A 21,933-nucleotide genomic window follows, 5' to 3' on the forward strand; every position below is an offset into this window, starting at 1 on the left:
GTCGACGATCTCCTGCAACGTCACCAACGCCGCCATCGTCGCCGTCTCCACCTCAGGCAACGACGGAACCCGATCCTGCACCGCCGACAGAATCTCCACCCGTTTGATCGAGTCGATCCCCAGATCCGCCTCAAGCGCCATCGACAGATCCAGCATCTCCACCGGATAACCGGTCTTGTCGGCCACCACCGCCAACATGTCCCCCACCAGATCCACCCCCGCCGCGGCCGGAGCCGGGGCCGGGGCCGGGGCCGGCGCAACGGCTACCGCAGCGGCCGGCGCGGGCGCTACAGCCACCGCAACCGGAGCGGCAGCAACAGGAGCCGGCGCGGGCGGCGCGGGCATCGTCGCGACAGCAGCAGGAGCGGCCACCGGCGTCGGGGCTGCGGGTACCGGCGCGGGCGGGGCGCTGACCGGGGCCGGCGGAGCCGCAGGCGGCGCGGGCATGGCCGGCGCGGGCGGCGGGGCCACGGGCGGAGCCGGAGTGGCCGCCACGCCATACGAAGCTACGGGCTGAGCCGGCACCACCGTGGTTGCGGCGGGAAAGGCCAACTGGGTGACCGGCATCGGCGTCATCCCGGTGCTGGAGACCAGGGTCTGCAGCAGGCCCTGCAGGTGGGCGATGGTCTGCTGCATGCTGCCCAGCGCACCGACCATGTGCGTCACCATCTCGGCGCCGGGACCCGACATCAGGGGCGAGGTCACCATCGGGACGGCGGCGGGCTGAACCGGCACCGGGACGGCGGCGGGCTGAACCGGCACCGGGACGTGCGCCGGGACGTGCGCCGGCGACCCGTTCGCCGCGGGAACGTTTGGATGAGCTGCTGTCATTGTGGGCTCCGATACGGTCGCGTGGCCGTTGTGGTCACTGCGGGGGGTGGATGTCTCAAATTCTTCAGCGGGCCGCTGTAGCGGCTCGTCGTTGAGGTCTGGACGGCCGAAGTTGGTGCCGCTGAGCTTCATCGTCAGCTTGGGCGCCGGACGGGCTCGCGGGTCGTCACCGTGGCGGTAGTCGGCCCACAGGGCTTCGAAGGTCATCGGAACGCCGGCGGCCACCAGCTGGGCCAGACCCATCCACAGCGACCGAATCCCATTCCTGCCCTTGGCATCGAGGGAGACCGCGACGTGGTCCTGGCCGGTCAGGCACTTGCCGACCAGGTTGGAGAGCACGCTGCCGGGCCCGACCTCGACAAAAGTCCGGGCGCCGGCCGACCACATCGCCTGAACCTGCTCGACGAACCGCACGGGTTGCGCGATCTGGTTAGCCAGCGTGGCCTGCATCTGCTCGGCGCTGCCGACGTACGGCTGAGCCGTTGCGTTGGCGTAGACGGGCACCTGCGGCACGCCGAACGGAATGCCCGCCAGATACGAGGCGAACGGAGCCGCTGCCGAACTGACAATCTCGGAGTGGAAGGCGGTGGCGACATCGAGGAGTCGCGCATTCATACCCGCAGCGCTGAACCGCTGCGCGGCGTCGGCGATCGCCGCACTGTCGCCCGAGAGCACAACCTGGTTGGGGGCGTTGTGGTTAGCAATGACCACCGACAGGCCCCACTCGCCAAGCAGCCTGCCGACCTGCTCGGCGGGGGCGGTCACGGCGCACATCGCTCCGTCACTGCTGGCGGCGGCCTGGGCCATCAGCGCACCACGCGCGCGGGCGATGAGCAACGCGACGTCGTCGCTGATCACCCCTGCGGCGCACAGCGCGCTGACCTCGCCGAAGCTGTGCCCACCGACGGCGACCGGCGCGATGCCCAGCGAGCGCACGACCGACAGCAGGCTCAGGCTGTGCGCACCGATGCCCGGCTGCGCCCACTCGGTCCTGGTCAGCTCGGCGGCCTGAGCCGCGCGGTCTTCCTCACTGAACGCCGTCTTGGGCCAGACGACCTCGTGCAGGTCGCGGTCGGCGTTGAGTAGGTCGGCACGCGCGAGTTCCCAAGGCGCCAAAGCGGGTTCATAGAGTTGCGGGAGGTCGGCACCCATCCCGACGTACTGGCTGCCCTGCCCGGGGAACAGCAGCGCGACCGGTCCGGCTGGCCGGCAGGAGTAGTAGTAGCCCTTGGGTGAGCTGAACGACGTGTCACCGCTGGGGGTTTGAAGCTTCGCAGCGGCTTCCCCGAGCATCGTGCGCAGGGCTTCGACACTGTTGGCGACGACGGCGAGGCGGTGCGGGCGGCTGGCGTCGTACGCCGATTGCGTGCTGTGCGCGAGGTAGCCCAGCATGTCCGGTGAGTCGACCAGCGAGGCGGCCAGCTCCCCAGCCTGAGCGGCCAGCGCGGCCGCGGATTCCGCACCGAGGACCACCAGCTCGGAGTCCCAGGAGCGGTAGCGCGGTGCATGCTTCCCGGCGCCGGCGTACTCCTCGAGCGTGATGTGGAAGTTCGTACCGCCGAAGCCGAACGCGCTGACCGACGCGCGGCGCGGCACGTTCTGGTCGGCGATCCACGGCTTGGTCTGCGTCGACAGGTAGAAGGGCGACGATTCGATCTCGAGCCCGGGGTTGGGCCGGTCGATCTTGATGGTCGGCGGGAGGACCTTGTGGTGGAGCGCCATCACGGTCTTGAACAGGCCGCAGGCTCCGGCCGCGCCCTTGGTGTGCCCGACCTGGGACTTGACCGAGCCGACGGCGCACCATTGACGGTCGGCCCGGCCTGACTCGTCGAACACCCGGCGCAGGGCGGTGAACTCGGCGACGTCGCCGGCTTTGGTGCCGGTTCCATGGGCTTCGACGAGGCCGACCGTCTCCGGGCCGTAGCCGGCGGCCTCGTACGCGCGACGCAGGGCCTTGGCCTGACCATCCGGGCTGGGTGCGTAGATGCTCTTGGCCCGGCCATCCGAGGAGGTACCGATGCCGCGGATCACGGCGTAGATCCGGTCGCCGTCGCGCTCCGCGTCGTCGAGGCGCTTGAGCGCCAGCATGGACAGCCCCTCGCCGAGCATCGTGCCGTCCGACTGGTCGGAGAACGGGCGGCAGTCGCCGGTGCGCGACAACGCGGTCACCTTGGCGAAGCACATGAACATGAAGATGTCGTTGAAGGCGTCGACGCCCCCCGCGATCACCATGTCGGCCTCACGCAGGTACAGCTCGTGCAGCGCGATCTCGATCGCGGCCAGCGAACTGGCGCATGCGGCGTCGACAACGCAGTTCGTTCCGCCGAGGTCGAAGCGGTTGGCGATGCGTCCGGCGATGACGTTGCCGAGCAGACCCGGGAAGGTGTTCTCCTGCCACGGGGTGTAGCTCGAGGCGACGCGCTCGCTGAACGCGGTCAGCTCGTTGTCGGAGAGGCCTGCGGCGCGCAGGCCTCGTTCCCAGATCGGCCGATGCAGGCGACCGCTCATGTAGCCGGACATCTCGGTGCCGCCGGAGGAGCCCAGCACCACGCTGACCCGTTCCCGGTCGATGCTGGAGATGTCGCCGCCGGCGTAGTCCTCCAGCACTTGCTGCGCGACCCGCAGCGCCAGCAACTGAGCGGTGTCGGTCGCGGGCAGCACGTTCGGCGGAATGCCGAAATCCATCGGCGAGAAGTCCACGGGGGGGAGGAACCCGCCGCGACGGGCGTATACCTTGTCGGGCGTGTGAGGATCTGCGTCGAAATAGTCGTCGATCCGCCAGTGCGACTCCGGCACGTCGGAGAACAGGTCCGCGCCCTCGACGATGTTGCGCCAGAACCGCTCGGCTTCTTCAGACCCGGGAAACAGCGCGCTGACGCCGACTACCGCGACAGGTGGATGTTTGGCTACCACGGGTCTCCTTAAGAGCGACCTTGACAAAAAGCATTGAATACCTAAGTTTTGCCGTCAATGACATGGGGTATAGGTAAGAATTTTGATTCATTTTCGGCCGAGTGTTGCCGGGACCATATCAGAGTGTTGCAGTCATCACACATCGAAGATGTCCGCCCCAGACTGCCCCATGCATTACAGTCGTCCGCCGAAATGTTATGCCGGTGAGCCACTGAACAGCTAGAACATCCCTTTCCAGCGTATTTGACGGCAGCGTCAGACCGCCAGCGGCCGCGGGCTGTAGGCGAATGCTCTGGCCGGCACCGGCACCCCGCAGGAGCGGGCCGCGCTGGCGCGGGTTACGTGGGCGGCACCTTCGAGCAAGTTAAGCGCCACCTGGACAGCCTGGCGGTTCTCACACAGCTCCAGGTGGCTGCCCGCCACCCAGCTGTTGAACGCGCCCATCGCCGGGCCGCACCAGATCTGGTAGTCCAGCACGCGCTCGGGGATGCCGCTGATAGCCCACCGGCTCGACTGCCCCAGGTACCACCGGAACACCAGTGCCATCTGGTACTTGGGGTCCCTGGAGGCGAGTTCGAGAACGGCCGGGTCGCGCTGTTGCCAGTACCGCTGGGTGTCCGCCCACACCTCGGCGACGGTGGTGCCCAGGATCTTCTCCAGCTCGGGGCCGTGCTTGGCGACCACGCTGGCCAGGTCGGGGTTGCCCGCGTACCACTCGTAGAGCTTCTTGCCGCGCGGGGCGAACATCGTTCCCCGTTTGAGCACCTGCAGGTTGACGCCCATTTCGAACATGTCGGAGGCGGGCGCCATCATCACGTCGGCGATGCCGGCCTTGGCGAGCATGGCGCGACCGGGCGCTGAAAGCCCCGACTCCACGCAGGCCTGGTTGACCGTCCCGGTCAGTACGTAGGCCGCACCCATCGCGAAGGCGCCGGCGACGGCCTGCGGTGCGCCGAGGCCGCCCGCCGCACCCACCCGCACCCGGCAGTTCAGCTGGTGCTGCTGAGCCAGCGAATCGCGCAGCATGACGATTTCGGAGAAAAGCGCCGGCAGCGGGCGGTTATCGGTGTGCCCGCCACTGTCGGACTCGACGGTGATGTCCTCGGCCACCGGCACATACCGAGACAACTCGGCTTCGCGCTGGGTCAACTTTCCCGCGGCCACCAAGCCGGACACCAACGCCGCCGGCGCCGGCTCCATGAACATCCGCGCCACCTCGGGCCGCGACACCTTGGCCATCACATGGTTGCGGCGCATGATGTTGCCGGCCGGATCGGTGTCCAGTCCCGACAGTGCGTAGTGCACCACCGCGGGGGTCAGCTTCATAAACGCCGAAGCCTCGACGACGGGGACGCCGCGCGCGATGAACAACTCGGCGACGCGCGTCTCGAGGGAGACCTCATTGGGCGAGTGGATCAGGTTGGCTCCCCAGGCGAGCCCGGGCCGGCCGGCCAACGCGGTCTGAATCTCGTCCAGCCCCCGCTCGACCGCCTCGTAGGAGAGTCCGCCCGCACCGAAGAAGCCCATCATTCCGGCCTCGGCCATCGCGATCACCAATGCCGGCGTCGCGATGCCGTTGGCCATCGCCCCGGTGACATAGGGGAAGCGGACGCCGTGCGCCTCGCAGAATTCGCGGTCACCGAGCCACTCGGGGTAGATCGCGGGCAGGGTCCCCACCAGGGACAAGTCCGATTCCCCGGCGCCGACCACCGCGCCGCCCAGGGCCACGCCCAGCATCCCGGTGGCCGCTTCGCGCACCACATGAACGGGGTGGCGTACGTGGCCGATGATGTCGGCGATGTCGTCCGGGGCGAAAGCGGCCGGTGCGGTGGTGGCCCGCCACCCCAGGCCCGGGTCGGCGCCCACTCCGCTTTGCTGCTCCAGTACTGCGCCAGGTCGCTCGTTCACAGTCGGTTCCTCTCGATCACCGGTGCTGTGAGCGCTCGCGCCGAGGGGCCTGCGCACGAACCGGAGAAAACGATGAGAGTTTCTCATGGACCGTGGTGGCGGGGAGTCTCCCCACCGTCAAACGGGTATAGGAGAGCCATTCGGCGCCGGCGGTGGCGCCGCTGGACGGAGGAATCTTTGCCGTGGGTCAACTACCGATGGCGCCCCTGCCGCGCCGCCGTTCCGGGCTGCGTCAGGTCACCGAAGGCCTAGCCGACCTCGACGCCGAGGTGTTCGAGGCGATCGCACAATCGCCCAGCCGCCTGCTCGACACGACCATGCCGGTGCTGACCCGCGCCGCCGACCATTCCAAACTGTGGCTGGCGCTGGCCGCCGCCATGGCCGCCACGGGCGGCCCGGCGACCCAGCGCGCCGCCGCACGCGGAGTGGCCAGCCTCGCACTGACCAGCCTGGTGACCAACCAAGTGGTCAAACGGATCCGACCACGGGCGCGCCCCAACATCCTGCTGGTGCCCCTGCTGCGCCGCGCCCGCCGGCTCCCGCTGTCCAACTCGCTGCCATCCGGGCACTCCGCGAGTGCGGCGGCCTTCGCGGCCGGGGTCGGCCTGGAGAACCCGCTGCTGGGACTGCCTGTCGCGGGGCTGGCCGGTTTGGTCGGCCTGTCCCGGATCGCCACCGGCGTCCACTATCCCGGGGACGTACTCGCGGGACTGGGCATCGGTGCGTCGATCGCGGTGGTCGGGGCAAAGCTGGTGCCGCCGATAGCCTCCCCGCCCGCGCCGCACACCGCGGCTCTGCGAGTCCCCTCCCCCGCGCGTCCCGACGGCAACGGCGTGACCTTGGTGGTCAATCCCGAGTCCGGCGCCGGGCGCGCGGGAGAGGTCGCCGCGCAGGTGCGCGAAGCCCTGCCGGCCATCACCGTCGTCGAAGTCTGCCCCGACGACGACTTGGCCGAATCATTGCGCCGCGCCGCCGATTCGGCCGAGGTACTCGCGATCGCCGGCGGCGACGGCTCGGTCGCGACCGCAGCACACGTGGCGTTGGAACGCGACCTGCCGCTGGCGGTGTTTCCCGGCGGCACGCTGAACCACTTCGCCAAGGACATCGGCTGCGACAGCACCGCAAAGACCATCCGGGCTATTGCCGACGGCAGCTTGTCGCGGGTGGACGTGGTGCGATTCAACGACGACACCACCGTGATCAACACGGCAAGCATCGGTGCCTACCCGACGTTCGTCCGACGCCGAGAAAGGTTGCAGGGCAAGCTCGGCAAGCCCGTCGCCAGTGCCTACGCCATGCTGATGACCCTGCGTCGTGAACGGCCGGTGCGCATCTGCTACGACAACAAGACCCTGCAGACGTCGCTGTTCTTCCTCGGCAACTCGGCGTATCAGCCCGACGGCTTCGCGCCGGCCGTACGACACCGGATGGACGACGGGCTGTTGGATGTGCGGATCCTGGAAACCGGCCGACCGTTGTCCACGCTGCGAATCCTAGCGGCGCTGTTGACCGGACGGCTGCAACGCAGTCGGCTCTACCACGAGTTGCGAGTTCCGCAGTTCCAGTTCACCGCAGTCGACGGACCGGTGCCGATCGCCCACGACGGCGAGGTCGACACCGCCTGCGCCGAAGCCGAATTCACCGCGTGCTATCGCGCGTTACAGGTGTTTCGGCCCATGCCTTCGGGCTCGCGGTAACGACACCGGCTGCTCATCTGGGCGGACGCAGAACCTTCATCGCGACGCGCAGCACCGGTGCGGGGATGCGGTCCTGCATCGCCAGCGCGCCGGCGGCGGCCCGGGTGCGCAGCGGGGTGCCGCGACCGAACATCCGGTTCAACGGTCCGCCGGACGGCTCGATCTCGACGTGCAGCGGCGGCGTGCCGACGGCGGCGCCCAACGCCTGTGCGATCACCATCCGCTGGATCTCGCTGGTGCCTTCGAAGATGGTGTACAGCTTGGCGTCTCGGTACCACTTCTCCACCGGATGGTCGGTGATGTAGCCCCAGCCGCCCAGGGTTTGGATAGCCCGCTCGGTAGCACGGACAGCGACCTCGCTCGCGGCCAGCTTGGCCATCGACCCCTCGCCGCGGCTGAATCCGATTCCGTTGGCCGCCATCCAGGACGCCCGCCAGGTCAGCAACCGTGCCGCGTCGATCGTCGTGGCCAGCTCGGCCAGTGGAAACGCGATGCCCTGGTTGTCGATGATCGGGCCGCCGAAGGCCTCCCGGCGGGTGGCGTAGTCGGTCGCGTACTCCAGTGCGGCACGGGCGATGCCGATGGCCTGCGCGGCGACCATCGGCCGGGTCTGCTCGAAGGTCCCCAGGGTCGCGGAGCCCGAGGGCGTCGCTCCGGCAAGGATTTCACGGGCCTTGGCGAGTTTGTGCTCGAGTTTTTCCGCGCCGCCGAGCAGGTTCTCCGACGGGATACGGACGTGGTCGAAACGCAGTTCGGCCGTGTGGGAAGCCCGGCATCCCAGCTTGTCGAGTTTGCGGACCAATTCCAGCCCGGGCGTGCCACCCGGCACGATGAACAATGCCTGGCCGCGGTGGCCCAGGTCCGGGTCGACGACGGCGTTGACCACGTGCACGTTCGCGATACCGCCGTTGCCGATCCACATCTTGTGGCCGTCGATGATCCAGTCGTCGCCGTCGCGGCGGGCGGTGGTGCGCAGGTTGCGAACGTCGCTACCACCTTCCGGCTCCGATATCGCCAGCGCCGCGAGTTTGAGATCTCCTGGCGTGCCGAAGCATTCCGGCGCCCATTGCAGCATCTGTTCGGCAGTGGCGGCCTGCCCGATCGCCGACAGGGCCAGCGCCGGCATCACGATCGCCAGCCCGATTCCGGCGCAGCCCCAGAACAGCTCTTCCATGAACATCGGCAACGACAACCCCGTCGAGTCGCCGATCAGGTCACGGTAGAACAGCGGGCTGTAGAAGCCCTGCGCGGCAGCCTCTTCGAGCACCGGCCACGGAAAGTCTTGACGCTGGTCATAGTCGAGTGCGACCGGCCGGATGACTGATTCGGCGAACTGATGGGCGCGACGGGCCAGGTCGTGCTGCGCCGTGGTCGGCGTGAGGTCGAAGGCCATGGCGGGATCCTTGCCGTCCTTGCGGCCCGCTGCAGCCGCACGAACACCTGGAATTGCCGCACCTGCGCCGGATCAAACGCGTCGGCCGGCTCCGAGGCCGTGATTCAGGACGCGACCAGGGCGTCGATCTGGTTCAGCGCCGATGTGGAACCTTCGACGACACCCATGTCCAGCACCTTCTGTAGGTCCTCGGCTGACGCGAATGTGCTCGTATACGTCGCGCGGGTTCCACCGTCGTGCTCGACGAAGGTGTAGACGTTCCTGGAGGTCGGCATCCCGGGATCCGGGTTGAAGTCCAGATCGGCGAAGCCGTCGTCGAAGGTGAAGCTCCGCGGCTCGTCGACGGCGATGATCTGCCAGTAGCCGGCGTACTTCTCACCGTCGGGACCGGTCATGAAGTAGTTCGTGCGTCCGCCGGGGGTGAGGTCGTGGTCGACCACGGTCGCGGGGAATGTCGGTGGACCCCAGACCTTTTCCAGCTGGCGTGGGTCGGCGTAGATCTGCCAGATTCGTTGCACCGGCGCGGCGAAGTCGGCGGTGATGGTCAAGGTCAAGGCGTTGATGTCGTGTTGCACGTCGATCACAGGCATGGTGCGGACCTCCTAGGTCTCCTCGGACGAGATGAGTTCGTCGATACGGGCGATGCGACCACGCCAAACCTGTTCCAACTCGGTGAGCATGGCCGCCACCGACCGCACCGCGGCGACGTCACCGCGGGCCAACTGCTCGCGGCCGCTGCGGCGCTTGGTGAGCAGGCCGGACTTCTCCAACACGGCGACGTGCTTCTGCACCGCGGCGAAGCTCATCTCGTACTTCACCGCGAGGTCGGAGACCGAGTGCTCTCCGGCCAGCACCCGGCGCATGATGTCGCGGCGGGTGCGGTCGGCAAGTGCGTGGAACAGGGCGTCCGCCCGGTCGTCGTCGAGCGTGATCACCCCGCAATCGTACAACCGATTGGTTGTAGGTTGTCAAGACGATCTGGCCGAGTCCGGCTTGGATCAGACCGGCGGGAACCAGTAGTCGAGGGTGTCCTCGACGCCGCCCCAGTCGATGCCCATCCAGTCGGTGAAGAACTCCTCGATCTTGCCGAAAGCGTTGTAGATCATCTCCACGATCGAGTTGAACAGTCCTACGAACACACCACTTTCGATCAAGCCGCCGCTTGTCAGCGCACTGATCCAGGTGCTGAACTCGTCGATATCACCGGAGAGGTCGATGTTGGTGATCAACCCGTCGGTGCTGAAGGTGTGGTTGGCGACCTCTTCCGGCGTTAGGCCCAAGTACATGACGTGCTCCCAGAGCAAGCCGAGCATGGAGTTCGACGCGTAGTCGGCAACGGGGTCACCGGGGAACTCGTAGATCGTGGTGGTGAAGGCGTCGTTGGGGGTATGGAAGCCGTTCAGCAGTGGGTACAGGTCGGAGGTGTTGGTGGCGCCGGAGGGATCCGACCACACGCCGGTCGTACTGGACGGATCACCGATGAAAACGAAGTGCAACGCCCCCGACGGGATGACATCGTTATGGGCCAATTGGGCCATCGCGATCGAGCCGGCGGTGGCGCCCTGCGAGTAGCCGAAGACCCACAGCGGGTGCTCTTCGTCGTAGGCGCCGGGGTTGGCGGCAAATTCGGCCTCCACGGCCTGGACGATCAGTGCCGCCCCGGCGAAACTGCTGTGCCCCTGCAGGATGAGTTGCGGGGTGGTCAGCACCTGAAGCGCAGAATCGCAGCCGGCGGAGCCGATCACGCACACGCTCGCGTCGTCGCCGACGTCGAAGCCCAGCGGCCGCAGGAACAGATCGGCCGCGGTGTGGGCGAACTGCGCCGACGGCGTGGTCAACATGGTCCCGCCCACGAAGATCGCGGTGTCCGCCAGCAGGGCTACTTGGCGCGCGTGCGCCGTTTGGACGACCGGGGTTCCGACGACACCGGCCGCGATCACGCTTGCGGCAGCAAGCGGCGCCAGAGCTTTCTTGGGGTCCATCCGCGCTCCCTGAGACACCTAGGTAAATCCTCATAAAAACATGAAAGACAGCCGCGGCGATCATGGCAGCATCGCGCCTGGCCGTCAACGCGCAGCGCGCGAACCGGGTAGGCGAGGCACCTCAGGCCGGCAGGAGCCGTACCGGCAGATGCTGATGACGACGAATGATGTTGTTGACCGCCCAAGTCGGCTCGCCGGTCGCCTCGATGCGGTCGACCTGGTCGATCAGGGCCTTGAGCAGGGCCGTGGCCTCCATCCGGGCAAGGCCTTGGCCGGCACACGCATGCGCGCCATTGCCGAACCCGACGTGCCGGCCCGCGTCGTTCCGAATGTCAAAGACGTCAGGGCTTCGCCATTCGCGTTCATCGCGGTTGGCCGACGCGTACATCACCAGTACCCGGGCACCTGCCGGGATCGTCACGTCGGCGATCTCGTGACTTCTGGCTACTTTCCGGGTGAAGGCCCGCAACGGTGATTCGAAGCGCACTATCTCGTTGAGCGCATGGGGGATCAACGACGGGTCCGCTTTGAGCAGCGCCCACTGGTCAGGATGGGTAGCCAGGAGGTGGACCGCACTGGAGATGGCGCTGATTGTGGTGTCCAGCGACGGTGCGATGTAGTCGACGAGCAGTGGCGGCACCTCGTCAAAGCTCAGGATACCGTCATCTACCGCGCTGAGCAGGTGGGCGGCCATGCTGCCCGGCAGCACGTCACGGCTGCGAGCGATGCGGCGTGCGAAGCGCAGCATCTGCAGGCTGCGTGGAATCGCCTTGGCGCCTTGCCAGTTAAGCGGCCCGAGCACATCGAAGGTAGCTGCGGCCCAATCGAGCAGATGTTCGCGTTGGTCGGTGGGCCAGCCCACCAGATCGGGAACCAACGCGAGCGGCAGGGCGGTGGCCAGATCGGTGACCGCGTCGATACTGCCGCGTCTCACCGCGTCCTCGACGAGCCTCTGCGCCCGCTGATCGACGCTGTCACTGAGAGCACGCAAGGCTCGGGGCATCATCTGGTGGGCGACGAGTTTGCGGCGCCGGTCATGCTCGGCGCCGTCGCTGTTAAGGGTGGTGCCCCTGGAGAAGCGGTTGGTGGGAGCGTTGGCGGCGACGCCGTGGCCCGACAGGTAGAGGGTGTCGTTGCGCAGGACGGCCTTGCACTGGACATACCGAGGTACGGCATAGAGCCGGTGACACGCCAGCCAGACCACCGGGCCGAGATCGCGCAGCGCCCGGTAGTGCGGGTAGGGGTCCAGGATCGCCGACCGGCGGTAGATGTTGCGCCGGTACACCGGCAGGCCCCGGGGGCGGGTCAGCACAGTCGGCTCCTAGTCATGGCGCCCCGCTGTCGCGGACGTCTGCGGCGGCGAGTCGAACACGAAGCTCGGCAGGTCCCGGCACAGCGCGCTGAGGTCCCGGCCGGCGACCATGACGGTTCCGTCGGGCCGTACCACCGCGGCAGTCACGCGGTGGTGATCCAGCCAGCGGGCCAGCTCGGTGCCCGGTGCGGCGAACACCGTCCGCGCTCCCCGGGCGTCGGCCAGGCGCCGCTGCTCGGCGGTCAGCGCCTGGGTGCTCACCACACCGAAACCTCGCCCAAGTTCCTCGTCAAGGCGACTCCCGCAGGCAAGGACTGGATTGGGGCACAGCCGCCCGGCCAGGCGGCGGGTGCGCGCGGTCCTTCGCACCATGCCCGAGCCTCGCAGCGGCGGGGTCGCCGAGTCGGTGATCTTGTCCCGCAGTCCGGGCAACAGGTGCACCCGGGGTACCACCAGTCGCCGCAACAGTGAGCCGAGCTCCCCGCCGGCGGTCATGGCACGGCCGACGTTGAGCGCCAGCGAGATCATCTGCCGGGTGTGGCGGGAGCGTTCGGGTTCGTAGCTGTCCAACACGCTCGCGGGCAGTCCCGCACGCAGGTGGCCGGCGATCTTCCAGGACAGGTTCATGGCGTCGCGCAGTCCGGCACCCATCCCCTGCCCGATGAACGGTGGGGTCAGGTGGGCGGCGTCACCCAGCAGGAACACCCGCCCGGATCTCCAGCGGTCGGCGATCTGGGCGCGGAAGGTGTACTCGGTGACGCGCAGCAGCTGCAGATCCGCGTCGGCGACGTCGCGAGTCCACGGCGCGACCAACGGGCGCAACGCGGCCAATGTGCTGTAGTCGTCGACTGACTCCTGTTCCGCCAGAGCGAATTCCCAGCGATATCTGTTCGGGCCGATCCGCATGTACGTGCCGGCGCGCTGGCTGTCACAGACCTGGTGCACCCCTTCCCACTGGCGCAGGTCCCGAGTGCAGCCGATATCGATCACCAGCCAGCGTTGGTCGAATCGCAGGCTGCGCATGGTCGAGCCGATCGCCGAGCGCACGGTGCTGTTGGCGCCGTCGCAGCCCAGCACGTAGTCGGCGGTGATCCGGGACTCACCGCCCGTCACCCGATCGCGGACCCGCAGCTCGACACCGTCGGCGCCTTCGGTGACGGCCAGAACCTCGGTGTCGCCGCGCAGCCGGGCGGCGGGGAAACGGGTGAGGTTCTGGCGCAGTAACTCTTCGAGCTCGGGCTGGTCGAACATGTTCGCGGCCGGAAATCCGTTGCGGGTCAGTGAGGTGTCCCGGCTGAACTCGGCCAGCACCGTCTGCTGACGATCCACCAGCCGCAGCCCTTTGGCCGGGCGGGTGATCGCGGCGAAGGCGTCCGCGACACCCAGGCGCGCCAGGATGCGGTAGACCTCGTCGTCCAGATGCACGGCCCGGGGCTGTGGGTAGACCTGTGGCCATCGGTCGAGCACCAGTGTGTCTATGCCGTACTGCGCCAGCAGCGTGGCGGCGGTGACTCCGGTAGGCCCGCCGCCGACCACCGCAACCGCGACGTGTTCGGCCGGCGTCATCGCAACCCGCAGATCATGTGTGCCGCACCGTCAGACGCTGCGCCCCCAGGTCGATGGCGCCGTCGTCGGTGGCGATGGTGGCCTCGACGACATCACCGTGCTGCAGGTACTTGGGGTTCTTGGCCTGCCGGGCGAAGAAGGCCTTCCACTTGACCGCCGGGGGCAGCAGGTTGCCGATGATCTCGATCGGCTTGGGGGGTGCACTGAGCGCGGTGCCCACCGGGGTGCCGGTCAAGATGAGGTCTCCGGTGGCCAGGTCTTGGAAGCGCGTCAGCGACTGCAGGGCCTGCAGGGGGCGGTACAGCATGTCGCCTTCGACCAATCCGTTCTGGCGCTGGTCACCGTTGACGCTCAACCGCAGGCGCAGGTCACCGAAGCGCGCCAGCTCGGCGGCGTCGACGAGGACCAGTGCCGGCCCCACGGGTGTGAAGGTCGGGTACGACTTGGCTTCGTAGAACTGGGTCTGCGGCAGCTGGATGTCGCGCGCGGAGACGTCGTTGGTGATGACCAGCCCGGCCACGTAGTCGGCCAGGTTGGCATCGGTGATCTGGATTCCGACTGGGATGTCGCGGCCGATCACCAGACCGATCTCGACCTCGTAGTCCAGCAGTGTCACGTGCGACGGACGCACGATCTCACCGTAGGGATCGGTCAGTGAGGCAGAGGATTTCCGGAAGAACGTCAGTGGCACCGTCTTGGGGTCCATGCCCGCGTCGGTGACGTGCGACTCGAAGTTGGTCATCTGGGCCACCACACGGCACGGTGCCGTCACCGGCGCCAGCAGCTGCAGTTCGTCGACCGCGACGGTGCCGCCGGATGCTGCGGCCGCGTCGATGGCGGGCCGGTCGGCGAGCAGCTCGGCGGTGGTTGTGGCCGTGGTGGCGATCTTGGCAGCACCCGTAGGGGTCTGCACCCACCAGGCCTCGGAGGTACGCAGGACGGAAATGGTCATGAGACAGCTACTTTCAGCAGGCCGATGAGGCGGTTGAGGTCGAATTCGTTGTCGTGCCGTAGGGCGGTGAGCATGGCGGTCGCCTGGCGGCCTGCCGCCCGGGGACTCGCATCGAGAAAGTCTTTGGTGGCCGGTGGCCCCCATTGGGCAAGTCCGGATGCGGTGAAGGGCGCCCAGCCCGGTTCCACGGTGTTGTCGAAGACGTCGCCGTCGGCGTAGTGCTCGACCAGAAACCCGTCGGGGTCGCGCCAGTAGTCGAAGATCTGGCTGCCCTGGATGTGGCGGCCGATCCCCCAGGACCGGAAATAGCCTCGCTCACGCAGGTATTCGCCGCCGGCGGCCAGCGCGTCCAGGTCGGCGACTTCATAGGCCGAGTGCACGTAGCGATTCTCCGGACCCAGCGCCAGGGCCAGGGTGTGGTGGTCGGCGGGGATGGTGCCGCGGTCGCAGCGGATGAAGCTCATGGCCGGCCCGCGCTCACGCTGCCCCGGGAAGAACTGGAAGTCACTGACGATCATGCCCAGCGTCTCCAGGTACCAGTTCAGCGTCCGCAGATAGGTAGTGGACTGCAAGACGATGTGGCCCAGGCGCTGCACCCGGGCAGGAACACGCAGCGGACGCACTCCGGCGTTGATCCGCCTCTGGGTGCTCCCGATGTTGGCGAGCGGCGGATCTTGGCTGGGCTGAGCCGGGAGGACGTGCATGCCGGCCACCACCTTGACGGCGGTGCCGCTGGGGTCGGTCAGCTGTACCGCGACGCCACCGATGGATTCCGGCAGCTGCCGCAGCGGAGCACCGGTCTTGTCAGCCAGCCGCGCGACGTCGGCTTCGTCGGCGGCGCGCAGTGCATACCCGGCGAAGCGCGTGTGCGGCCCGCGGCGCACGAATACGCAGGGCGCGCCGGGACTGGTGCCGCGCAGCTGCACCTGTGCGGGGTCGCGGTGGGCGATGCCGAACCCGAAGGCCCGGGCGAACGCCTCGGCGCGGGCCAGGTCCGGCTTGTCGAATTCCAGCCAGGCGATGTCGACCACCCGGATGAGCGGGTCGCGGGCGCGACCGGGATGCTCGCCGCGAACCGAGCCCTGCTCGCTGTGCAGCTCTTTATGGCCGTCGGCCCACGGCTCGCCCGTCTTCGGCACGTCGCGCCACCGCCTTCCGGATCAACTGACGAAATCGTCACATACGACCAAAGCTTCAGTCAAATGTTTTGACGAATTCCTCAGAACTGAGTTGGCTGATAATCTGCAGGCATGGATGTGGCCGAGCGCAACGGTGACCAGCCCGAGGCTGGTCCGGCCAACCGGCTCGAACGACGCAAACTGCGGACCCGTACCGCGTTGATCCGCGCAGCTCAAGGCTTTATCGCAGACGGCAGGCTCGCCGTGCCCGTCCTGGAGATCACCCAGGCCGCCGACGTCGGCATGGGCTCCTTTTACAACCATTTCGACAGCAAAGAAGAGCTGTTCGCGGCCGCGGTGACCGACGCGCTCGACAGCATCGGGGCCCTGCTCGACACCTTCACCTCCGATATCGCAGACCCGGCCGAGGCCTTCGCCGCCAACTACCGCCTCAGCGGCCGACTGTTTCGGCTGCGCCCCCAGGAGGCCGCGCTGCTGCTGGCCAACAGCTCCACGATGATCCTGTCCGACCGCGGCCTGTCGCCGCGGGCGTTGCGCGATATCACCACGGCGATCGAGCAGGGCCGGTTCACGCTGTCGGACCCCGAATTGGGACTGGCCCTGGCCGGGGGCGTGTTCGTCGGACTGGGGACGCTGCTGAGCCAACGGCCCGACCGCGATCCCGAAGCCACCGTCGATGCGGCCACCGAACACCTGTTGACCACCTTCGGCATGAGCCCCGAGGAAGCCCACCAGATCTGCAGCAGGCCGCTGCCCGATATGTCACCGCTGCGCGATTCACCTGCGGCTGGGCCACGACACTGACCACAGCGCAGCCATTGACTCCGCTTGGGAGCCCCTGCGATGATCGCCCTCAGGTTCACCTTTGGATTTACTCGTGTGATTTTTAGCTGCGGGGTGGCCCGTTGCGGAAGGACGCCCACTGATGCTGACCAAGGTCTTCGCCCCGATCGCGATCGCCGGAACCGTGGCCGGAGGGGTGCTGGCCGCCCCGGTGACCCACGCCGCGCACATCGACGTCAGCCTGCTGTCGGGCACCGCGTTCTTCGTGGGCCCCACGACCCTGTCGACGCCCTCGCCGAGCTTCGCCCAAACCGCCGCTGACCTGTTCCTGCAGCCCCTGGGTTTCGACGGCGGTGACGACTTGGACTCCTGCGTGGTGGGCGTCGGTATATGTGACGCCCCGCTGCGCGTGCTGTCCACCCCGGCGCTGATCCAGCAGGGCCACAGCAGCTTCGTCGGCGCCGCCGAGATCGTTCGGGCGGTGCAGGCCGAACTCCAGGCCAACCCGGATGCCTACAACGCCGAGAACCCGCTCTGGATCTTCGGCTACTCGCAGGGCGCCACGGCCGGTTCCATCGCGATGGCCCAGTTGGCCCATGACGGTGTCGATCCCGACGCCCTGCACTTCGTGTTCATCGGCAACCCGGCCGGAGAGGGCGGCGCGTGGTCCGAACGAGAAGCGGATCCGTCATCGGTGGACGGGTTGTTGAACGGCTTCCTGACACCCAACAACGCGTTCACCACCACCGTCTATTCGGTGCCCGGCGACCCGGTGGCCGACGCCTCGTCGCCGTCGGCCCTCGGCCTGTTGTGGGAGCACATGATGTATCTGGGGCTGACCCCGGATCAGGTCGCCGACCAGAGCGTCACCACCGACGGTCTGATCACCAACGTCGGAATCTCCGGCGACTTCGATCCGTTCAGCACCTGGCTCAACGCCTGGGCGCACGGGCTGGTGGACAGCGGCTGGTGGGAGGGCCTCTTCTACTCGCTGGTGGCGTCGTTCTACAGCGCCTTCGGCAACATCGAGGACTTCTTCGGTGACTGGCTGGGTATCGACTGGGGCGGAGTGGAGCAGACCCTCGACTACTGGTTCCCGACGGAGGTCTAACCGGCCCTCGTCGCCCTCGTGGCAGCTGGTTACCGTCGATGCTGTGCCACTGTCGCGAACGCGCATCACCCGGGCCTGCACCGTGGGAAGCGTCGCGCTCGTGCTTGCCGCCGCGCCGTCGTGCGGCCACCCGCTGCCTCCGTCGCTACCGGCCGCCACCCCCTCCACCGCGGCACCCGCCCAACCTCGTGAGGATGCGCCGTACCTGCCCCGGGAGGAGTTGGTCGCGCCGATCTCTGCCCTGCTGAACGACGCGATCGCGGTTCCCCGGCTGCCGGGCGCGGTAGTCCGGATCGGGCACGCCGGCACAATCGCCTTCAGCCAGGCGTTCGGCGCGCGCCGGCTCGCAGACGAACCCGCTCTCGACGGCTTGCCCGCGCCCGCCGAGCCGATGACTGAGGACACCATCTTCGACATCGCGTCGTTGACGAAGTGCCTCGCGACGACCGTCGCAGTCCTGCAGTTGCACGAACAGGGCCGGGTCGGAATCGACGAACCCATCCAGACCTACCTGCCGGAGTTCAACGAGACCAACGACCCCCGGCGCGCCCAGGTGACGTTGCGCATGTTGCTCACCCACACCTCGGGCATCGGGGGCGATCTGAGCCACCAGGGCCCCTGGGGCCTGACCGAGGCCGACAAGGCCGGCGGTGTTCATCGGGCGCTGACCGCACCGCTGGAGTTCGGCCCCGGCGAGCTATTCCACTACTCGGACATCGGCTTCATCATCCTGGGCGTTCTGGTCGAGACGATGACCGGCCAACCGTTGGACACCTACGTGCAGGACAACGTCTTCGCGCCGCTGGGCATGACCGACACCCGCTACCTGCCCGCCGCCAAAGCCTGTGGCCCACACCAGATCCGCGGTACCGCCATCGCATTGGAACCAGAGACATCCCGGGACGACGACTGCCCGGTAGGCAGCTGGCGCACCGACCTGCTGGCCCGCATCGCGCCGACGGCGCATGACGAAGACACCCCCGGGATCAACCCCGACTTCGATCAACTGCTGCGCGGCACGGTGAACGACCCGACCGCACGCCGCATGGGAGGGGTGGCCGGCAGTGCCGGAGTGTTCTCGACCGCCGCCGATATCGGCAGGTATGCCCAGGCCCTGCTTGATCGGCTCGCCGGGCGCCCCAGCCCGTTTCCGTTGCGGCAATCCACCCTGGAATTGATGACCACGCCCCAGCAGCCCGGCCACAACGCCACCCAGCTGGTGGCCGCGAACGCCGCCGCACAACAGGCGAACGCAGCGACACCCAACCGGGCCGATCCGCTGCTCGCCGCGAACTATCCGGCGATCAACGGACAGGATCTCCGCGGCCTCGGCTGGGATATCGATACGCCGCACTCCCGGCCGCGCGGCATGATCTTTCCGATCGGCAGCTTCGGGCACACCGGGTTCACCGGAGTGACGCTGTGGATCGACCCGGGTTCGGACACCTACGTGATCGTGCTCGCCAACGTGATCCATCAGCGCGGCGGTCCGCCCATCGCAGGGCTCAGCGGCGACGTGGCCACCGTGACCGGCCGGGCGCTGCAGCTGTACGGCAGCTGACGGGCCAACTCCTCCCCCGTGGTCATACCCGGCCGCGCGCACCTGGCAATAATGGCCGGGTGGCCGATCGCAACGCTCCCGCTATCCCCGTCATCGCGCTGACGGGGTATCTCGGGGCGGGCAAGACCACCTTGCTCAACCATGTGCTGCGGGCGCCGGGCGCGCGAATCGGAGTCATTATCAACGACTTCGGCGAACTGAACGTCGACGCCGGCCTGGTAACGGGCCAGGTCGACGAGCCGGTCTCGATCGCCGGTGGGTGCATCTGCCACCTGCCGGACGAGGGCGGGCTGGACGAGGCGCTGGAGAAGCTCGCCGACCCGAAGCTGGCGCTCGACGCGATCATTATCGAGGCGAGCGGGGTGGCCGAGCCCGCGGACGTCTCGCGGGTGATTCGGTTCAGCGGGGTGGAGCGGATACGCCACGGCGGTGTCGTCGACGTCATCGACGCAGCGGAACACTTCGACACAGTCGATACCGAGTCGGCCCCGCCGCAGCGCTACGGCGTGGCCTCCCTGGTCGTGGTCAACAAGCTGGATCGGATCGCCGAAGACGCCCGCGAAGAGGCCCTTGCTCGGGTTGAAGCCCGTGTGCGCGAACTCAATCCCCACGCTCACGTGGTGGGTGCGATGGCCGGACGCGTGGATCCCCGGTTGCTCTATGACATCAGCGACGGCGGCGAGTCCGGGCAGATGTCGTTTCGGGAGCTGCTCCTCGACGAGCCTGCCGACGCTCCCGGCGAGCACCACGACCACGTGCATGCCGCTTCGGTCACCGTCGTCGGCGACGGCGCCGTTGACCCGGGGCCACTCATCGACCTGCTCGAGCAGCCGCCGCAGGGCGTCTACCGGATCAAGGGCACAGTCGCGATCGGCAAACGTCATTACCTGGTCAACGTCGTCGGCACGTCGGTGCACGTGGTGACCGCGCCTGCCAGTTCCGGGGCCAGCCACCTCGTCGCGATTGGCACGCACCTGGACACCTCGGAGGTTCGGGGGCGGCTCGAGGAAGCTCTGCGGCCCGCCGGCGAGAAAGTGGCCGCCGCGGGCATGCGGCGGTTGCAGCGGTTGCGGCGCTACAGCATTTAGGGGTGGCCTTACTGTCAGGCGCTGTTCACTCCGATGCGGGACCGATGAATTCGATTCCTGCGCGAATCGCCGGTCGGTGCCGCAAGATTCGGAAATGTGCCAGCCGGCCGAGGCCCGCCGTCGTCATCAGGCGTGCGCCTGGCCAGGACGCGACGACCTTCTCGCTCGTCACATAGGGGGTGTCGGGGTCATCGGGGTCGTGGATGAGCAGCAGCGGCGGGTAATCGGTGTTCTCGGCGATCCGGACCATATTGGTGTCCTCAAGCGGCATGCCGATACGGCGTTCCAGGCGTCGATGTAGACCGGCGCGTATCCGCCGGCCGAAGTTGTGGCGCGCGGCGAACAGATCCAGGTAGATCGGGAACTCGCCCATCGGCGCGAGAAACACCAACCTCCCGACCGTCGCGCCCCACGACGCCGCGAATGCGGTCGCGTTACACCCGAGGGAGTGGGCGACTACCGCGCGGGCCGGCCCATGTGTCCGGATCATGGCTGCCACCGCTTCGGCGCACTCGATGGCTGTGGTGCGACCGGGCGCCAGGACGCCCGGGTCTGACTCGTTGTGGCTGGGCAGGTCGAAGGCGATAACGCGGTGCCCGGATTCGACCAGGGGTTTGATGAACATGCCGAGGTGCGGGCGCCGCCCGCCCCAGCCGTGCACAAGGTAGACCGGCGGCCCCTCGCCCCAGGATTCGCCCGCGACCCGGTGGCCGTCCCAGTGCGCTTCCAGCGGCTGACCAGGAGGGACGCCGGGCGGCATGCGCAGGCTAGACTCAAGGACCGGTGGAGTGCACCACAGTTCGACCGCCCACCGCGATCCGATGGCGGGCGCGAATCGCTCCAGTAGCCAGAACAGCCGCCGCACCCGAGGGGTGACCGGCGGTTGGACACCGGAGCCCTCCACGTCGAGAACGATCGGGCTGGGGGAACCGTCGCCGTCGGAACTGGTTCGATCTGGGCGAAGGCCCTCTCGCGCGGGCGGGGGGTTCGTTGGCTCCGGCACATATCGAGGTTAGCGAGATGATGCGGCCTGGAGCCACCATCGAGCTGGTTCTGGTTCAGGCCTTGAGGGTTGGTGTGATCGCCGAATCGATGATCTTGGTATCGCGGGTGGCGATGGTCAGATTGCGGCGTAACGCTTGGGCGACGATGATGCGGTCGAACGGGTCGCGGTGTTCCCAAGGAAGTCGCCCGGCGAGGATCGCGTCAGCGGAGTCAATCGCTAGTTCCGTGCTGCTCATGTCGGCCATGATGTCGGTCCAGGTCGACAGCAGAGCTCCGCCGTCGAGGCGGCCCAGCCTGGTCTTGGTCGCGATCTCCCATGCCGAGGCAGCAGTGACCCACACCGACGTTCCCGGATCGCTCAAAATCGCGAGCGTGTCGGCGTCTACGTTCGAAGGCTTGCTGACCAGCCACAGCAGAGTATGGGTATCGAGCAGGACGTTCACGCCTCGGCATCTTCCCAGGCCGCGAGCTCCGCTTCCGGTAGTGCGTCATCGAAGTCGCTTGGTACAACCAGGCTGGGTAACTGGCCAAATCTGCGCGGTACAGCGCTGATAGGTACGAGCCGCGCGACGGGTTGGCCGTGGCTGGTGATGGTGAACGACGCGCCGGCTTTGACGTCATTCAAAAGCCGGTTGAGCTGGTTCTTCGCGTCCGTGCTACTGATGGCCTCCATCGGAGACATCGTATCTGCG

18 protein-coding genes are annotated in these 21,933 nt (G+C 67.8%); 5 read left to right on the plus strand and 13 right to left on the minus strand.

The window, feature by feature from the left end; translation table 11 throughout:
• On the minus strand, nucleotides 1–3,744 hold a 3,744-nt coding region (locus tag LI94_RS07415; protein WP_152664777.1), incomplete at its 3' end, for a type I polyketide synthase.
• Between the two features lie 255 nt (nucleotides 3,745–3,999).
• Nucleotides 4,000–5,652 (minus strand): PfaD family polyunsaturated fatty acid/polyketide biosynthesis protein, encoded by a 1,653-nt coding sequence (locus LI94_RS07420; RefSeq protein WP_239651172.1) that lies wholly within the window; start codon nucleotides 5,650–5,652, stop codon nucleotides 4,000–4,002.
• Nucleotides 5,653–5,849: 197 nt separating this feature from the next.
• On the opposite strand from LI94_RS07420, the gene LI94_RS07425 reads away from it, so the two are divergent.
• Complete coding sequence (locus LI94_RS07425; RefSeq protein ID WP_024443071.1) at nucleotides 5,850–7,349, plus strand: bifunctional phosphatase PAP2/diacylglycerol kinase family protein; 1,500 nt, start codon at nucleotides 5,850–5,852, stop codon at nucleotides 7,347–7,349.
• A 13-nt stretch (nucleotides 7,350–7,362) separates the two neighbouring features.
• On the opposite strand, the gene LI94_RS07430 is transcribed toward LI94_RS07425, so the two are convergent.
• The 8 genes from LI94_RS07430 to LI94_RS07465 all read right to left on the minus strand — a co-directional run bounded on the left by LI94_RS07430 (nucleotide 7,363) and on the right by LI94_RS07465 (nucleotide 15,693).
• Nucleotides 7,363–8,742, minus strand: a complete 1,380-nt coding sequence (locus LI94_RS07430) for an acyl-CoA dehydrogenase family protein (RefSeq protein ID WP_024443070.1) — start codon at nucleotides 8,740–8,742, stop codon at nucleotides 7,363–7,365.
• 104 nt (nucleotides 8,743–8,846) lie between these two features.
• The gene (locus tag LI94_RS07435; RefSeq protein WP_024443074.1) at nucleotides 8,847–9,332 is read right to left on the minus strand and encodes an SRPBCC domain-containing protein; all 486 of its coding nucleotides are present in this window, start codon (nucleotides 9,330–9,332) and stop codon (nucleotides 8,847–8,849) included.
• A 12-nt stretch (nucleotides 9,333–9,344) separates the two neighbouring features.
• A complete protein-coding gene (locus LI94_RS07440; protein ID WP_046300791.1) occupies nucleotides 9,345–9,677 on the minus strand; it encodes a metalloregulator ArsR/SmtB family transcription factor in 333 nt (110 codons plus the stop codon).
• A gap of 63 nt (nucleotides 9,678–9,740) precedes the next feature.
• A complete protein-coding gene (locus LI94_RS07445) occupies nucleotides 9,741–10,742 on the minus strand; it encodes a PE-PPE domain-containing protein (RefSeq protein WP_239651173.1) in 1,002 nt (333 codons plus the stop codon).
• A 103-nt stretch (nucleotides 10,743–10,845) separates the two neighbouring features.
• Nucleotides 10,846–12,036, minus strand: coding sequence for a cytochrome P450 (locus tag LI94_RS07450; protein ID WP_149773866.1), 1,191 nt, complete (start codon nucleotides 12,034–12,036; stop codon nucleotides 10,846–10,848).
• A 9-nt stretch (nucleotides 12,037–12,045) separates the two neighbouring features.
• A complete protein-coding gene (locus LI94_RS07455) occupies nucleotides 12,046–13,602 on the minus strand; it encodes a bifunctional 3-(3-hydroxy-phenyl)propionate/3-hydroxycinnamic acid hydroxylase (protein ID WP_046300793.1) in 1,557 nt (518 codons plus the stop codon).
• 13 nt (nucleotides 13,603–13,615) lie between these two features.
• A complete protein-coding gene (locus LI94_RS07460) occupies nucleotides 13,616–14,554 on the minus strand; it encodes a fumarylacetoacetate hydrolase family protein (RefSeq protein ID WP_024443066.1) in 939 nt (312 codons plus the stop codon).
• Complete coding sequence (locus LI94_RS07465; RefSeq protein WP_046300794.1) at nucleotides 14,551–15,693, minus strand: VOC family protein; 1,143 nt, start codon at nucleotides 15,691–15,693, stop codon at nucleotides 14,551–14,553. The genes LI94_RS07460 and LI94_RS07465 overlap by 4 nt, the downstream gene beginning before the upstream one ends.
• A 111-nt stretch (nucleotides 15,694–15,804) precedes the next feature.
• On the opposite strand from LI94_RS07465, the gene LI94_RS07470 reads away from it, so the two are divergent.
• The 4 genes from LI94_RS07470 to LI94_RS07485 all read left to right on the plus strand — a co-directional run bounded on the left by LI94_RS07470 (nucleotide 15,805) and on the right by LI94_RS07485 (nucleotide 20,236).
• A complete protein-coding gene (locus LI94_RS07470) occupies nucleotides 15,805–16,497 on the plus strand; it encodes a TetR/AcrR family transcriptional regulator (RefSeq protein ID WP_046300795.1) in 693 nt (230 codons plus the stop codon).
• 121 nt (nucleotides 16,498–16,618) lie between these two features.
• On the plus strand, nucleotides 16,619–17,587 hold the full coding sequence (locus LI94_RS07475) for a PE-PPE domain-containing protein (protein ID WP_046300796.1): 969 nt from the start codon (nucleotides 16,619–16,621) through the stop codon (nucleotides 17,585–17,587).
• 43 nt (nucleotides 17,588–17,630) lie between these two features.
• Nucleotides 17,631–19,148 carry a serine hydrolase domain-containing protein gene (locus LI94_RS07480; RefSeq protein ID WP_239651174.1) on the plus strand — a complete coding sequence of 506 codons (1,518 nt, stop codon included), beginning with the start codon at nucleotides 17,631–17,633 and terminating at the stop codon, nucleotides 19,146–19,148.
• A gap of 59 nt (nucleotides 19,149–19,207) precedes the next feature.
• Nucleotides 19,208–20,236 (plus strand): GTP-binding protein, encoded by a 1,029-nt coding sequence (locus LI94_RS07485; RefSeq protein ID WP_046300797.1) that lies wholly within the window; start codon nucleotides 19,208–19,210, stop codon nucleotides 20,234–20,236.
• A gap of 25 nt (nucleotides 20,237–20,261) precedes the next feature.
• On the opposite strand, the gene LI94_RS07490 is transcribed toward LI94_RS07485, so the two are convergent.
• The 3 genes from LI94_RS07490 to LI94_RS07500 all read right to left on the minus strand — a co-directional run bounded on the left by LI94_RS07490 (nucleotide 20,262) and on the right by LI94_RS07500 (nucleotide 21,914).
• Nucleotides 20,262–21,152, minus strand: coding sequence for an alpha/beta fold hydrolase (locus LI94_RS07490; RefSeq protein WP_046189044.1), 891 nt, complete (start codon nucleotides 21,150–21,152; stop codon nucleotides 20,262–20,264).
• A gap of 142 nt (nucleotides 21,153–21,294) precedes the next feature.
• On the minus strand, nucleotides 21,295–21,684 hold the full coding sequence (locus LI94_RS07495; protein WP_046300798.1) for a type II toxin-antitoxin system VapC family toxin: 390 nt from the start codon (nucleotides 21,682–21,684) through the stop codon (nucleotides 21,295–21,297).
• Nucleotides 21,681–21,914 (minus strand): type II toxin-antitoxin system prevent-host-death family antitoxin, encoded by a 234-nt coding sequence (locus LI94_RS07500; RefSeq protein ID WP_046300810.1) that lies wholly within the window; start codon nucleotides 21,912–21,914, stop codon nucleotides 21,681–21,683. Before LI94_RS07500 ends, LI94_RS07495 begins: the two co-directional genes overlap by 4 nt.
• Between the last annotated feature and the right edge of the window lie 19 nt (nucleotides 21,915–21,933).

The organism is Mycobacterium sp. UM_Kg27 (genome assembly GCF_000972905.1).
In the GTDB taxonomy this organism is placed as follows: domain Bacteria; phylum Actinomycetota; class Actinomycetes; order Mycobacteriales; family Mycobacteriaceae; genus Mycobacterium.